The organism is Solidesulfovibrio sp. C21, from assembly GCF_047785625.1.
In the GTDB taxonomy this organism is placed as follows: domain Bacteria; phylum Desulfobacterota; class Desulfovibrionia; order Desulfovibrionales; family Desulfovibrionaceae; genus Solidesulfovibrio.
In genome coordinates this window covers 1-14,028 of record NZ_JBLODY010000094.1, presented here as the reverse complement: position 1 = coordinate 14,028, position 14,028 = coordinate 1, and the positions used below count along the sequence as shown (strand labels likewise).

The 14,028-nt window shown below is 64.8% G+C and carries 10 protein-coding genes; 6 read left to right on the top strand and 4 right to left on the bottom strand.

All coding sequences use genetic code 11. From position 1 onward, the window contains the following. The 3 genes from ACMZ6R_RS18420 to ACMZ6R_RS18410 form a co-directional block, all read right to left on the bottom strand. Nucleotides 1-1,803: ABC transporter ATP-binding protein (locus ACMZ6R_RS18420; protein WP_416114215.1), on the bottom strand; the 1,803-nt coding region annotated here is incomplete at its 3' end. Beyond that, nucleotides 1,800-2,528 carry a hypothetical protein gene (locus tag ACMZ6R_RS18415; RefSeq protein WP_416114213.1) on the bottom strand — a complete coding sequence of 243 codons (729 nt, stop codon included), beginning with the start codon at nt 2,526-2,528 and terminating at the stop codon, nt 1,800-1,802. The genes ACMZ6R_RS18415 and ACMZ6R_RS18420, both read right to left, overlap by 4 nt. Continuing rightward, nucleotides 2,525-3,724 (bottom strand): LeuA family protein, encoded by a 1,200-nt coding sequence (locus ACMZ6R_RS18410; protein ID WP_416114211.1) that lies wholly within the window; start codon nt 3,722-3,724, stop codon nt 2,525-2,527. Before ACMZ6R_RS18410 ends, ACMZ6R_RS18415 begins: the two co-directional genes overlap by 4 nt. 159 nt (nt 3,725-3,883) lie before the next feature. On the opposite strand from ACMZ6R_RS18410, the gene elbB reads away from it, so the two are divergent. From elbB to typA, 5 genes are all read left to right on the top strand, one after another. Beyond that, complete coding sequence (gene elbB, locus ACMZ6R_RS18405; RefSeq protein ID WP_416114217.1) at nt 3,884-4,540, top strand: isoprenoid biosynthesis glyoxalase ElbB; 657 nt, start codon at nt 3,884-3,886, stop codon at nt 4,538-4,540. Between the two features lie 45 nt (nt 4,541-4,585). Further along, nucleotides 4,586-5,395 carry a carbohydrate deacetylase gene (locus ACMZ6R_RS18400; protein WP_416114209.1) on the top strand — a complete coding sequence of 270 codons (810 nt, stop codon included), beginning with the start codon at nt 4,586-4,588 and terminating at the stop codon, nt 5,393-5,395. Between the two features lie 123 nt (nt 5,396-5,518). After that, nucleotides 5,519-6,700, top strand: coding sequence for an alcohol dehydrogenase-like regulatory protein ErcA (ercA, locus tag ACMZ6R_RS18395; protein WP_416114207.1), 1,182 nt, complete (start codon nt 5,519-5,521; stop codon nt 6,698-6,700). Further along, on the top strand, nt 6,672-8,405 hold the full coding sequence (locus tag ACMZ6R_RS18390; RefSeq protein WP_416114205.1) for an ATP-binding protein: 1,734 nt from the start codon (nt 6,672-6,674) through the stop codon (nt 8,403-8,405). The genes ercA and ACMZ6R_RS18390 overlap by 29 nt, the downstream gene beginning before the upstream one ends. 83 nt (nt 8,406-8,488) lie before the next feature. Next, the gene (gene typA, locus ACMZ6R_RS18385; RefSeq protein ID WP_416114203.1) at nt 8,489-10,330 is read left to right on the top strand and encodes a translational GTPase TypA; all 1,842 of its coding nucleotides are present in this window, start codon (nt 8,489-8,491) and stop codon (nt 10,328-10,330) included. A 721-nt stretch (nt 10,331-11,051) separates the two neighbouring features. Here the strand turns inward: typA and ade are convergent. Beyond that, the gene (gene ade, locus ACMZ6R_RS18380) at nt 11,052-12,788 is read right to left on the bottom strand and encodes an adenine deaminase (RefSeq protein WP_416114201.1); all 1,737 of its coding nucleotides are present in this window, start codon (nt 12,786-12,788) and stop codon (nt 11,052-11,054) included. Nucleotides 12,789-12,844: 56 nt separating this feature from the next. Between ade and tgt the strand changes: the two genes are divergently transcribed. Further along, on the top strand, nt 12,845-13,969 hold the full coding sequence (gene tgt, locus ACMZ6R_RS18375; protein ID WP_416114199.1) for a tRNA guanosine(34) transglycosylase Tgt: 1,125 nt from the start codon (nt 12,845-12,847) through the stop codon (nt 13,967-13,969). Nucleotides 13,970-14,028 lie beyond the last annotated feature (59 nt).

Genomic DNA, 14,028 nt, shown 5'->3' with positions numbered 1-14,028 from the left:
GCCGGAGGCACCCCCCTCCAAAGTCTCCGCGCCGCTTTGGACGGCCCACATGCCGGCGTAGACCCCGCCGGCGGCAAGGAGCGCCTCATGGTCGCCGCGCTCGACCACGTACCCGTCCACCACGACCAAAATCTGCGAACACTGGCGCACGGTGGACAGGCGGTGGGCCACGGCCAGGGTGAGACGGCCCTGGCGAAAGGCGTACAGATTCTGCTGGATAATGGCCTCGGTGCGGGTGTCCACGGCCGAGGTGGCCTCGTCGAGGATCAGGATGGCCGGATCGCGCAGGATGGCCCGGGCCAGTGATACCCGCTGGCGCTCGCCGCCGGAGAGCTTGAGCCCCCGTTCGCCGATGACCGTGTCGTAGCCGGCCGGGAGCTTCATGATGAAGTCGTCGGCTCCGGCCACGGCCGCGGCATGGCGCACGGCGGCCATGTCCGCCTCCGGGCGGCCGAGCAGGATGTTTTCGGCCACGGTGCCGTGAAACAAAAAGGCGTCCTGGGACACGTAACCGAGGTGGCCGCGATAGCTTTTGAGCATGTAGGCGGCAAGCGATGCGCCATCGACGGTGATGGCCCCGCCGGTCGGCTCGAAATAGCGCAGGAGCAGTTTGACCAGAGTGGACTTGCCGGCCCCGGTCGGGCCGACCACACCCAGCACCTGGCCCTTTGCCAGGCTGAAGCTGATGCCGTTTATGACCTGTCCGCGCGACGGGTAGGCGAAGCGCACATCCCTAAATTCCAGATGGCTGGGCTTCCCTCTCAAGGCTACGGCCCCGGGCGCATCGGCCACGCGGGGGCGCACGGCGAACAACTCGCTGACGCGCGAAGCGGCGGCCTCGGCCCGTTGAATCTGGTTGATGAGCATGCCGAAGACGAAAAGCGGCAGCACCAGCCGGGCGGCAAAGAGCACGAAGGTGGTGTAGTCGCCGACCGTCGGGCCGTGTCCGGCCGCCACCAGATAGCCGCCGCCGGCGAAGACCGCGCCGAAGGACAGTCCGGCCACGGCATAAATGGCCGGCAGAAACCGGGCTCGCTCACCCTCGGCGGCGATGGCCTCGTCGCGGTAGCTGGCCGAACGCGCGGACACGGCCTTGTAAAGCCTGTCCTCGGCCGTGTAGGCCTGGATGACCCCCATGCCGCTGATGTTGTTTTCGAGAATGCCGGCAATGGCCCCGACGGCCCGGCGCGTTTGCCGATAGCGGGGCTGGACCCGGGTCACGAAGCGGCGCACGGCGAAGATGGCCAGGGGCAGGGGAACGAAAAGGAGCAGGGCCAACCGCCATTCCAGGAAAAACAGGTAGCCGTAGATGCCGCAGAAAGTGACGACCAGCCGGATGATCGAGGTCGTGGAGTCGGTGAGGAAACTTTCCAGGGCATCCACGTCGGCCACGATCACGGACATGATGTCGCCGGTTTGGCGGTCCTCGAAAAAGGCCGGCTCCAGGGATTGCAGATGGCCGTAAAGCGCCAGCCGGATATCGTGGCGGGTCTTCTGGGCCAGGGCCGAAAGCATGTAATCCGAGCCGCTTTGGAACACGGCCAGAAAGATGAAGCTCGTCAGTACGGTCAGACCGTAGAAGAGGTAGACCTTGGGATCGGACTCGCCGCGCGCGGCGGCGTCGATGACCCGGCCGGCGATGGCCAGGGGGAGCAGGTCGCAGGCCCGGGCCAGAATGTTGAGGGCCAGACCGCCGATCATGGCCTTTTTGTACGGACGCAGGAAGGTGTAGAGCCGCCAGACCTGCCGGCCGAGAAAGGCATGGCGGTCTTTTTCCGGGGGAGAGACTTGGTTTCGTGTCATAAGAGGAGCAGCAATACAGCATAGCCGGCCGCGCCCAGGGCAAAGGCCGGGAAATTGCCCGATCCGTCGAGCGGGACTTCATCCTTCATGGTGTTCATGACCACGCCGCCGGCCAGAAAGGCGAACAGCACGGCCAAAAGTGCCTCGTGGACGCGGAAGACCACGCCAAAGGCCCAGCCGCCAAGGACCGCGCCGGCCAGCACCTTGCGGCCAAGGCGGTGGTAGTCGCCGGTGAAATGCCGCCGCAGGCTGTGGTCGGTTCCGGCCATGTGCAGGGCCATGGCCACGGTGTAGGTGACAAGGCTCACCGGTCCCGGCACCTCCCGGTTGTCCAGCAGGTAGCCGATCAAAAAATTGTACAGGCCAAACGAGGTCAGATGCAACCAGAAGACGCCGCTTTTCTCCGGCCCGGCCGGCGGGGCGTCGCGGCCACCGCGGGCCAGGATGGCCGCCCGCTCCAGGCCGTAGAAGACGAGCAGCCCGGCCAGGGCGACCAGGAACACGTGGTGGTCAAGCGCCGGCAAAACGGTCCAGCCGGCCCGCCGCACCGCTTCCTGGCCCGCGCACAGATCGGGGAAGATGTGGACGAAGACGTAGGCCGTGGCCGCGCCGCCGGCCAGGGACAGCCAGGGGCTTCGCGGCGCGTCAAGGGCCGGGGAGAGCAGGCGGATGTAAAGATGGGTCAGCGCCAGAAAAAGGGCCATGATCGCGGTCGCGCCGGTCACACACCGCCCTCCCTGGCCTTGGCGGCGGCCCGGCGCACAAGCTTTTCTTCGTCGGCCCAGGCGTCCTTGTCCGCGTTTTTGACCAGCCGGCCGGCAACGGCCAGTTCGTCGGGGGTCAGCTCGATGCCCAGTTTCTTCAGGCGCAGGGCCAGGGCCGCCCGGCCGGACATGGGCGAAAGGGGCAGGCGAAAGCCGTGCGCGCCAACGGTTTCGGGGTGAAAGGGCAGGTAGGTATCGGGATTTTTGAGCAGCCCGTCCTGGTGCACTCCGGCCGCCGTGGCGAAGATGTTGGCCCCGACCACGGCCTTGTTCGGGGCAATGGGTACGCCCGAACGCTCGGAAACGAGCCGGCACAGCCCGGTCAGGTGACTCGGATCGACGCCGACGCCGCGACGGTACTGCCTGCTGTTCAGGCGCAGGGCCATGACCGTTTCCTCGAGGGGCGCGTTGCCGGCCCGCTCGCCGATGCCGCCCACGGTCAGATGCACGATATCCGCGCCGGCCCCGGCGGCGGCCAGGGTGTTGGCCGTGGCCAGCCCGAGGTCGTTGTGGAAATGCACCCGCAGGCGCACGCCGCGCGGATGGGCCAGCCGCGTGAGCATGCGCACGCGGCGCCTGACCGTCTCCGGGGTGAGCACGCCGAGGGTGTCGGGAAAACCGATGCCCGTGGCCCCGGCGTCCATGGCCACGGTATAGGCCTGGCGCAAAAAGGCCGGCTCGGTGCGGCTGCCGTCCTCGCAGCTGAAGGTCACCTTCAGGAAACGCTTGCGCGCGTAGGCCACGGCCTGCCGGATCATCTCCAGGCACTCGCCCTTGGTCTTGCCGAGCTTGTCGCGGCGGTGCAGGGCGCTTGTGGCCAGAAAAACGCCCACCCCGCGCCGGTCGGGATCGGCGTTTTGCAGGGCTTCCCAGGCGGCGTCGATATCGGCCGTAACCGCCCGGCACAGCACCATGATCCGGGGACCGGCCACCTCGGCGGCGATGCGGCGTACCGCCTCGATTTCCCGGTCGGAAACGGCCGGAAAGCCGGCCTCGATGACGTCCACGCCGGCTGCGGCCAGGGCCTTGGCGATGGCCACCTTGTCATCGACGGAAAAGCGCACCCCGGGCATCTGCGCTCCGTCGCGCAGGGTGGTATCTGAAATGGTGAGCGGTGTTACGCGGTCCGTTAAAGTATTGGGCAAGTGTTCGGACATGGGGCTTTTTGCGCTCTTTTCACCCCAAAGGCAACGCGGGTGATTTTGTACGAAGACGTGACCGCGACGGTCCGGTTTGACGAAAACGGGCCTCGGGGCTAAGATTTAACGGATCGAAAACGCAGCGTAAAACCCTGTTGCGGCAACGGAGGGGATGTGATGCCAACCATCGGCGTTTTGCTTTCGGGATGCGGCGTGCTGGACGGCTCGGAAATCCACGAGGCGACGTTGGCGCTCTATTTTCTGGACAAGGCCGGGGCCAAGGTCATCTGTCTGGCCCCGGAGATGACCGCGCCGGCCATGGACCATGCCGCCAAGGCCCCAAGCGGGGAGATGCGCAACGTGCGCGTGGAGGCAGCGCGCATCGCCCGGGGGGCGGTGACCGACGTGGCCAGCGTGACCGCCGACTCCCTGGACGGGTTGATTTTGCCCGGCGGCTTTGGCGCGGCAAAAAATCTCTGCGATTTTGCCGAGAAAGGCGCGAAAGGAACAGTCTTTCCTGCCGTGGCCACACTGCTTGCCGCCATGCATGCCGCCGGCAAGCCCATCGGCGCCATCTGCATCGCCCCGGCCGTGCTGGCCCTGGCCTTGGGTCGGTTTCATCCCGAGCTGACCATCGGCAACGATCCCGGCACAGCCCAGGCCCTGGAAGCGGCTGGCGCGAAACATGTCGCCTGCGCCGTGGACGAAATCCACGTGGACGCGGCCAACAACCTCGTCACGACCCCGGCCTACATGCTCGGCCCGGGTATTGCGGACATCGCCAAGGGCATCGAAAAGCTGGTGGCGGAAATCCTGTCCCGGGTTCGTCCGTAAAGACGGGCTTGCGACCGTTTGCGGTTTGAGCGCAGAGGAGGGCGGATGCGCCGGCTTTTCGTCAATGCGGACGATTTCGGCCTGACCGAAGGGGTGAGCGCCGGCATCCTGACAGCCATGGCCGCGGGCGTTGTCGGAGGCACGACCGCCATGGTCTGCGCCGAAGGCGGGTTGGAAAGGCTGTCCAGGCTGGGGCCGCAAATCGCCGGCCGGGTCGGGTTGCATCTGCAACTCACGGGGGGGCGTCCCTGTCTGCCGCCCGGGGAAATCCCCAGTCTGGTCACGGAAGAGGGGCTTTTCCCCCGCAAGAAAAAAGCGGTCGGCGACGTCGATCCGGACGAAGTGCGCCGGGAATGGCGGGCCCAGTTGGCCCGGTTTCGGCAATCGGGCCTCATGCCCAGCCACCTCGACTCCCATCATCATATCCACAACCGGCCGGAGGCGTTTCCGGTCTTTGCGGAGCTGGCCCGGGAACTCGGCGTGCCGGGGCGGGCCGTTTCCGACGCCATGCGGGAGTCCCTGGCCGCAGCCGGCGTGGTCCATGCGGATTTGTGCCTTACCCGGTTTTACGGCGAAAACCTGAGCGCCACGACGTTTCTGTCCCTGGTGGACGCCGCCTTCGCCGCGCTCGGCGGTTCGGGAACGGTGGAGGTCATGGTCCACCCCGGCCGCCACGACGCCGCATTGGCCGCGATAAGCACCTACAGCGCTGGACGCGAGCTGGAACTTGCGGCGCTTACCGAACCGGGCCTGGCCGAAGCCCTGGCCGAGCGGGGCATCCGCGTCGTTACCGCGGCAAACCTGCTTGGAACCGGGCCGGACCAGGCGGTTGCGCCGCGTCGCCAAGCCTTGTAAGGGCCCGGGCAACGCTGTATCCTGCGTCAGCCGTCGTTTTCTCGAGATGGCCGACACCATATCCGGCAGAAAAATCGAACGTCGGGGGAACCGGCGCAACGACACGCCGCCAGGGGAGGGCGCATGCGGGACGACATTTTGCTTGCCATGCGCAAATTCGTGGCCCCGGAATTCGTTTTCGGCAACGGGGCGCTGACCCTGGCCGGGCGTCAGGCGGCCGGGCTCGGCGTGCGCCATGCCTTGCTCGTGGCCGATTCCGGCATCATGGATTTCGGCTGGCCGCAGCAGGTTCAGGAAAGCCTCGACGCCTCCGGGGTGGAAACCAGCCTTTTTACCGCTTTTTCCTCCAATCCCCGTGACCACGAAGTCATGGCCGGATCACACGTTTTCGATGACGCCGGTTGCGACGCCCTGGTGGCCGTGGGCGGCGGTTCGGCCATGGACTGTGCCAAGGCCATCGGCATCGTCAGTGTCAACAAGCGGCATATCCGGGAATTCGAGGGCGTGGACAATGTGGAGCGCCCCGGTCCGCCGCTTTTGTGCGTGCCGACAACGGCCGGCACCGGGGCCGAGGTCTCCCAGTTCGCCATCATCACGGACAGCGAGCGCCGGGTGAAAATCGCCATTGCCGGCAAGACGTTGATCCCGGATGCGGCGCTCATCGACCCCGAGACCACCGTGACCATGCCCGGGACCCTGACCGCCCATACGGGGCTGGACGCCCTGACCCACGCCATGGAGGCCTACGTTTCCAACGCCAACAGCCCCATGACCGACCTGCTGGCCCGGGAGGCCATCCGGCTCATTGCCGCCCATCTGCTCCCGGCCATGCGCAATCCCAAGGACATGCAGGGCCGTGGCGGCATGCTCCTGGCCAGCCTTTACGCCGGCATGGCCTTTTCCAACGCCATCCTCGGCGCGGTCCACGCCATGTCCCACAGCCTGGGCGGGCTGTTCGACCTGCCACATGGGCTTTGCAACGCCATTTTGATGGATCATGTGGCGCGGTACAATTTCAGCGCCGCACCGGAACGGTACGCGGACATCGGGCGGCTTTTGGGCGCCCGCTTTGACGCTGCCGCCGCGCCGGAGGAAAAAAAAGAGGCCGTGCTCGCCGCCATGCGGGACTTCAAGCGTGCCGCCGGGGTCACCATGGGGCTGGCCGAAATCGGGGTCGGCCCGGAAGCCCTGGCCCAACTTGCCCACAATGCCCTGGACGACCCCTGTCTCTTGACCAACCCCCGGCAGCCAAGCCAGGCGGATATCGAAGCGATTTATGAAGACGCCAGGCATACAAACGGCTGACGCCGTCGACCGCAACGCCGGCCGCCGGGACAGGCTGCTTGGCTTCGGCGAACATTCGGTCAGCAAAAGCTATTACCCGGAACTCAAGCGCCGCCTTGACGAGCTCGAGCGCTTCCGTTCGCTCCTCGAGCAGACCGGCGAAGCCATTTTCCTGGTTGATGGACGCACGGGCCGCATCACCGATACCGCCGGCGCGGCCGGGACCATACTGCGACAGGACCGGGAGACCCTGCTCGGGCGTCCCTTTGCCGAACTGCTCCCTCTGGAGGCCGTGGAGCATCTGCATGGACTCTTTTCGGGGGATTTCGCCGCCGGACGCCTGGAAACGGTTCTCACCCGGCCGGGCGGCAAGGGAACGACCCCGCCCGTGGAGATGACGTTCCGCATGGCCAAGGGCGAGGACGGCCCCATCGCCGTCATCGTGGCCCGGGACGTGTCGGAGCGTAAAAAAAGCGAACTGGCCTTGCGCCGGGCCGAGGAAAAGTACCGGGGCATCGTCGAAAACGCGGCCGAAGGCATTTTTCAAAGCTCCCTGGACGGCCGGCTCATCAGCGCCAACCCGGCCGTGGCCACCATACTGGGCTATGCCTCGCCGCGCGAGATGATGCGCCGCGTCAAAAGCATCATCGACCAGACCGTGGCCCACGAGGACGACCGCCGCCGCATCCGGACCGAACTGGAACGCTACAATCAGGTCAAAAACCTGGAAGTCCAGCTCGTCACCAAATCCGGCGACCTGATCTGGGGCCTTATAAACGCCCGGTGCATCCGGGACGCGGCCGGCGAGGCGGAACGCTTCGACGGGTCGCTCCAGGACGTGAGCATCCGCAAGCAGGCCGAGCAGACGCTCCTGCGTTACCATGACGAGCTCGAACGCCGTGTGGCCGAGCGTACGGCGGAACTCACCCGCGCCAACGAACGTCTCACCCACGAAGTGACCATCCGCAAGCGGGCCGAAGAGGCGGCCGACGCCGCCAACCGGGCCAAATCCGAATTTCTGTCCATGGTCTCCCACGAGATACGCACCCCGCTGACTTCGGTCATGGGGTTTGCCGTCATCATCGAGAAGCGTCTGGATCAGCTCTTCAGCCGCCTGCTCGGCGACGATCCCAGACAGCGCCGCCAAGCCGAGCAGATCATGGAAAATCTCGGCATCATCGTTTCCGAGGGCGAACGTCTCAAGCACCTCATAAACGACGTGCTGGACCTGGCCAAGCTCGAGGCCGGCAAGATGGCGTTTCGGCACGAGCGGGTGGACCCGGCCGAAGTGGTGCGCCATGTCATGAGCGCTTCGGAAGGGTTGCTTGCCGCAGCAAGCCGCAAGGTCGCCCTGAAAACGAGCATCCAGGGCCGGCTGCCCGAGGTCATAGGCGACCGCGACCGGTTGATCCAGGTGCTGGTCAACCTGGTCTCCAACGCCCTCAAATTCACCGAGCAGGGCTCCGTCACCTGCCGGGCCAAAGCCGAGGACGGCTATGTCGTCATCGATGTGGCCGATACCGGCATAGGCATTCCGGAAGCCGACCAACACAAGGTTTTCGAAAAATTCAACCAGATCGGCGCAACATTGACCAACAAGCCCAAAGGCACGGGACTGGGGCTTGCCATCTGCAAACACATCGTCGAGTCACACGGCGGACGCATTTCGTACGTATCACGCTTCGGTTCGGGCAGCACATTCACCTTCGCCCTGCCGATTGCCTAACCGTGGGCATTACGGTATGTCCCCTGGCCCGACACGCGCGGCACTGCGCGCGTCGGCAACGTTTTTCCCAAGGACCCCCCCGCATGAGCCAGAAAATTCGAAACGAATCGCTTCGCAATATCGCCATCATCGCCCACGTCGACCACGGCAAGACCACGCTGGTCGACCATATGTTCCGCCAAAGCGGCCTTTTTCGCCAAAACCAGGAAGTTGCCGATCGCATCATGGACAGCATGGACCTGGAACGCGAACGCGGCATCACCATTGCCGCGAAAAACTGCGCCGTGATCTCCAGCGGGGTCAAAATCAACATCATCGACACCCCGGGCCACGCCGACTTCGGCGGCGAGGTGGAACGGGCGTTGTCCATGGTCGACGGCGCGGTGCTTTTGGTCGATGCTTCCGAAGGGCCGTTGCCCCAAACGCGCTTCGTGCTCAAAAAGACCCTGGACCGGGGCCTTCCCGTCATCGTCGCGGTCAACAAGATCGACCGCAAGGACGCCCGCACCGAGGAAGTCTTAAACGAGATTTACGACCTTTTCATCGACCTGGACGCCTCCGAGGAGCAGCTGGAATTCCCGGTGCTTTATGCCATCGGCCGCGAAGGCATGTGCAAGGAATCGCTGGAGGAGGAGGGCAAGGACCTGGCGCCCCTTTTCAAGCATATCCTGGCCACCATCCCGGCCCCGTCCCATGATCCCGACGAACCCTTCCGCATGCTGGTCTCCGACCTCGGCTATTCCGACTTCCTGGGCCGGCTGGCCATTGGCCGGGTCATCTCGGGCACGGCCCGCATCAACGAGACGCTCGTGTGCATCGACGAAAGCGGGGTGGCCAAGCCCCTGCGCGTGTCCAAGCTGCAAGTCTATCAGGGGCCGAGCCTGACCGAGACCGACGAGGCCGAGCCGGGCGACATCATCGTGCTTTCCGGCGTGGAGGACGTCACCATCGGCGACACCATCTGCACGGCACAGTCGCCCAAGGCCCTGCCGCGCATCCATGTGGACGAGCCGACCGTCGCCATGCGCTTTGCCATAAACTCCTCGCCGTTCGCCGGCCGGGAGGGCAAGTTCGTGCAGTCGGCCAAGCTGCGCGAGCGCCTCTACAAGGAAACGCTGCGAAACGTGGCCATCCGCGTGGAAGAGACCGAGGACAAGGACAGCTTCACGGTCAAGGGACGGGGCGAGTTCCAGATGGCCATCCTGGTCGAGACCATGCGCCGGGAAGGCTTCGAACTGTCGGTTGGGCGGCCGGAGGTTATTTTCAAGACCGAGGACGGCGTACGCAAAGAGCCTATCGAGCACCTTTTTATCGACTGCGACGAGGCGTTCGTGGGCGTGGTCACGGAAAAGCTCTCCATCCGCAAAGGCCGCATGCTGAACCTGGTCAACCATGGCTCGGGCCGGGTACGTCTGGAATTTTCCATTCCATCCCGGGGTCTTATCGGTTACAGAGACGAGTTTTTGACCGACACCAAGGGCACGGGCATCATGAACTCGTCCCTGGACGGCTACGAGGAATACCGGGGTGATTTCCCCAGCCGCTTCACCGGCTCCATCGTGTGCGACCGGGAAGGCGTGGGCGTGCCGTACGCGCTTTTCAACCTGGAGCCGCGCGGCCGGCTTTTCATCGTTCCTGGTGATCCGGTCTACGAAGGCATGATCGTCGGCGAGCACAATCGGGATAACGACATCAACGTCAATCCGTGCAAGGAAAAAAAGCTGTCCAACATGCGCGCGGCGAACAAGGACGAGAACGTCATCCTGTCGCCGGTCTTGCCCATGACCCTGGAACGGGCGCTGCATTTCGTGCGCGAGGACGAGATGGTGGAGATCACGCCGGTGTCCCTCCGGTTGCGCAAGAGCGTGCTGTCGGCCAAGGATCGCCACACCATGGACGGCGCCAAGAAAAAGGACAGTGCCTAATCCGCACCAGCAATAGATTGATTTTCACGAAAAAAGCCCGGAGTCGTTCCGGGCTTTTTTATGGGCGGTTTTTGCCAGGGCGTTTTAGCGGGAAAAACTGCGGTCACCGGTTGGCCATTGGCGTCGGTCTCAGGCGCGGCTGTGGCTGTGGCGAAGGTCAGGCGGTCGGACGGTGTAAAAAGCATGAGCTCTTTGGGTTGGCCGGCGTCGGGATGCCGCAGCGCAGGCGGCGTATATTTGAAGAATACGCCTTCGCGCCTGTGGCATCCCGACGCCGGCCCGGCCCTGGCTAGGCGCACATCTGTGGAAAGAATTCCGTCGTGAGAGTCGCTGTTGCGGTCGTGTTGCTTGAAGAATTGGGAGAGCAATAAAGAATGAGGAGGATAATAGAGGAGAAAAGCGGCTGGGCACGTTGTCGTGGAGGTTAGATTGTCAGGAACGGAGACGGCGGTTTTTGCCTGGCACCCCCCCTTTCGGCATAGCAAAGTTAACATAATTTACATTATGGGACAAATAGAAAGAGACGGAGAAGGGCTCTTCTACAGCCCCCGTCCTCGTCATGGACATGCCGAAAACACAATCTGCCTGCGTTTTGGAATCGAACACGTCATACAAATTGAAATCAAATTGAAATCAAAACGATCGCCGTATCCGAGACCAGCACCCGTCCCAGCGGATTCTGGGACGCTCCGACGGCATTTTAGGCACGCCTTGCCGGTTCTCAGACGAAAAGCGGCGTCCGGGAAAATGAAGCCACGTCGAAAAGCCCCTGATCCGTGAGCCGCAGTGCCCCGATCACTTCCAGCGATACGAACGACATGGCCATGAAGGGATGATCCAACGCCTCGGGTTTCGGCCTGGCGATCTGCCTGTACGCCGCCCGCAAGGCGACAAGGCCCTCCATGACCACCTCCAGCGGCGCATCGCTCATGAGCCCGGCCACGGGCAGCCGCACCTGGGCCAGGAGCCTGCCGCCGCCGGCCACGGCGAAACCGCCGCCCGAGACCATAAGCGCCTGGGCGGCCAGGATCATGTCCGCATCATTGGCGCCGGCCACGATCAGGTTGTGCGCGTCGTGGGCCACGGTGCCGGCGATGGCCCCGTTTTGCAGCTTGAGCCCGGCAATAAAGCCCAGGCCGATGTTGCCCGTGGCCTTGTGGCGCTCGATGACCGCCAGCTTGGCCAGGTCGCGCGACGGATCGGCCACGGCCAGTCCATCCCTGACCAGGGCGTCCATGACGCGGCATTCGGTGACGATCTGCCCGGGAATGAGCCCGATAGCCTTTATCCGAGCGCCCTTTTGGGCCGGGATGGCCAGCCGGGCCTCGGTCACATCCCCGGCCACATGCATGGCCCGCGGCGGCGTCAGGCACGAATAATCGGAAAACTCCATGTCGGCAACATGCCGCCCTTCCAAGAAAACATCCGTAATATCAAAGGATTTCAGATCGTTTACGAGAACGAAATCCGCCCTGTACCCCGGAGCCACGGCCCCCCTGCGACGCAGATTGAAATAGCGGGCCGGATTGATCGAGGCCATGGCCACGGCCGTAACCGGCGGCACGCCGCAGGCCATGGCCTGGGCGACCAGGGCATTGAGGTGCCCTTTGCGGCTCAAATCCACCGGGTCGCGGTCGTCGCTGACCAGGGAGAAACGTCCGGCGTTTTCGGCCGTGACCAGCGGGATCAGCTCCTCGAGATTCTGTTCGGTGCTCCCCTGCCGGATCATGATATGCATGCCCCGGCGCAGCTTTTCCCGGGCTTCCTCCAGATGCGTGCATTCGTGGTCCGAACCCGGCCCGGCCGTGACGTAGGCATCGAGCGCCCGGCCGGTCAGCCCCGGAGCGTGGCCGTCGATGACCCGGCCCCGGGCGGCCCGAATCTTGCGCAGCATATCCGCGTCGCCAGCCACCACGCCCGGATAGTTCATGACCTCGGCCAGGCCCAGGATGCGGTCCGGATGCCGGGCCAGCATGGCCGCCACGTCCGTCGCGCCGAGCCTGGCTCCGGACGTGGCCATGTCCGTGGCCGGCACGCACGACGGCATCATGAAATAGCAGGTCACGGGCAGATCGCGGCTGCAGGCCAGCATGTACTCGATGCCGGCGAGCCCCAGGACGTTGGCGATCTCGTGGGGATCGCACATGACGGCGCAGGTGCCGTGCGGGGCCACGGCCCGGGCGAAGACCGGCGGGGACAGAAGCGTCGATTCGATGTGGATGTGGCCGTCGATGAGCCCCGGACAGAGATAGCGGCCGTCGGCCTCGATGACCCGCGCCGCCTCCCGGCCGGAAAAACCGACGACAACGCCGTCGGCCACGGCCACGTCGGCTTCGTGGATTTCGCCGGAGAGCACGTTGACCAGTCGTGCGCCCTTGATGAGCAGGTCCGCCGGCGCGTCGCCGCGGGCTACGGCCAGTCGTCGCCGGCAAGTGTCCAGTTTTTCGGGTTCGGGCATGGGGAGGCCTCCGCGTTGTCTTGATGGGTGTCGGGAAATCCCTTATATCATGGCACATGAACCTGCCAGGAACTTTTACGCTGGGCCCCGGCGACGGGCGCGCCCGGACCGGCCGGCTGACCACCGCCCACGGCGAAATCGAAACCCCCGTCTTCATGCCCGTCGGCACCCAGGGGACGGTCAAAAGTCTCTGCCCGGACGACCTGCGCACCATCGGGGCACAGATCATTCTCGGCAACACCTACCACCTCTACCTGCGCCCGGGCGACGAACTCGTGGCCAAAATGGGCGGCCTGCATCGGTTCATGGCCTGGGACGGGCCCATTCTGACCGATTCCGGCGGGTTTCAGGTGTTCAGCCTCTCCGGGCTTCGCCGTATCACCGAGGAAGGCGTGACCTTCTCCTCCCACATCGACGGCTCCAAGCACCTTTTTTCCCCGGAAAAGGTCATCTCCATCGAGCGCAACCTCGGCTCGGACATCATGATGGTCCTGGACGAATGCGTACCATATGGCGCGGACCGGGCCTACACCGAAAAATCCCTGGGGCTCACCACCCGCTGGGCGACGCGCTGCCGGGCGGCCCATGCGCCCCTGGACCGGGGCCAGCTCCTTTTCGGCATTGTCCAGGGCGGCTTCTTCAAGGACCTGCGCGCCGAAAGCGCCCGCCAGCTCATCGACCTGGACTTCGAGGGCTACGCCCTGGGCGGCCTGTCCGTCGGGGAAAGCCGGGCGGAAATGTACGACATCCTTTTCGACGCGGCCCCCCTGCTCCCGGCCGACAAGCCCCGCTACCTCATGGGCGTCGGCGCGCCGCGCGATCTGCTCGCCGGCATGGCCGCCGGAATAGACATGTTCGACTGCGTGCTGCCCACCCGAAACGCCCGAAACGGCACCCTTTTCACCTTCCAGGGCAAGGTCAATATCAAACGGGCCGAATACCGCGAGGACGATACGCCCCTGGAGGCCGACTGCCCCTGCTACGCCTGCCGCACCTTCTCCAAGGCCTACCTGCGCCATCTCTACGTCGCCCGGGAACTCCTCTCCTACAGGCTCAACACCCTGCACAACCTGACTTTTTTCTCCCGCTTCATGGCCCAGGCCCGCCAAGCCATCCGCCAAGGCCGCTTCGACGCCTTCCGCTCCGCCATGGAAGCGGCGTATCCGGAGACGGATGCGTAAGGCGCTGGGGGAGGGGACCCTTTTTTGCAAAAAAGGGTCCCCTCCCCCAGACCCCCACA

What these genes read in the sequence shown, in the direction of transcription:
- ACMZ6R_RS18410 (WP_416114211.1), bottom strand. Translation starts at nt 3,724, where the DNA reads ATGTCCGAACACTTGCCCAATACTTTAACGGACCGCGTAACACCGCTC.
- elbB (WP_416114217.1), top strand. Translation starts at nt 3,884, where the DNA reads ATGCCAACCATCGGCGTTTTGCTTTCGGGATGCGGCGTGCTGGACGGC.
- ACMZ6R_RS18400 (WP_416114209.1), top strand. Translation starts at nt 4,586, where the DNA reads ATGCGCCGGCTTTTCGTCAATGCGGACGATTTCGGCCTGACCGAAGGG.
- ercA (WP_416114207.1), top strand. Translation starts at nt 5,519, where the DNA reads ATGCGGGACGACATTTTGCTTGCCATGCGCAAATTCGTGGCCCCGGAA.
- ACMZ6R_RS18390 (WP_416114205.1), top strand. Translation starts at nt 6,672, where the DNA reads ATGAAGACGCCAGGCATACAAACGGCTGACGCCGTCGACCGCAACGCC.
- typA (WP_416114203.1), top strand. Translation starts at nt 8,489, where the DNA reads ATGAGCCAGAAAATTCGAAACGAATCGCTTCGCAATATCGCCATCATC.
- ade (WP_416114201.1), bottom strand. Translation starts at nt 12,788, where the DNA reads ATGCCCGAACCCGAAAAACTGGACACTTGCCGGCGACGACTGGCCGTA.
- tgt (WP_416114199.1), top strand. Translation starts at nt 12,845, where the DNA reads ATGAACCTGCCAGGAACTTTTACGCTGGGCCCCGGCGACGGGCGCGCC.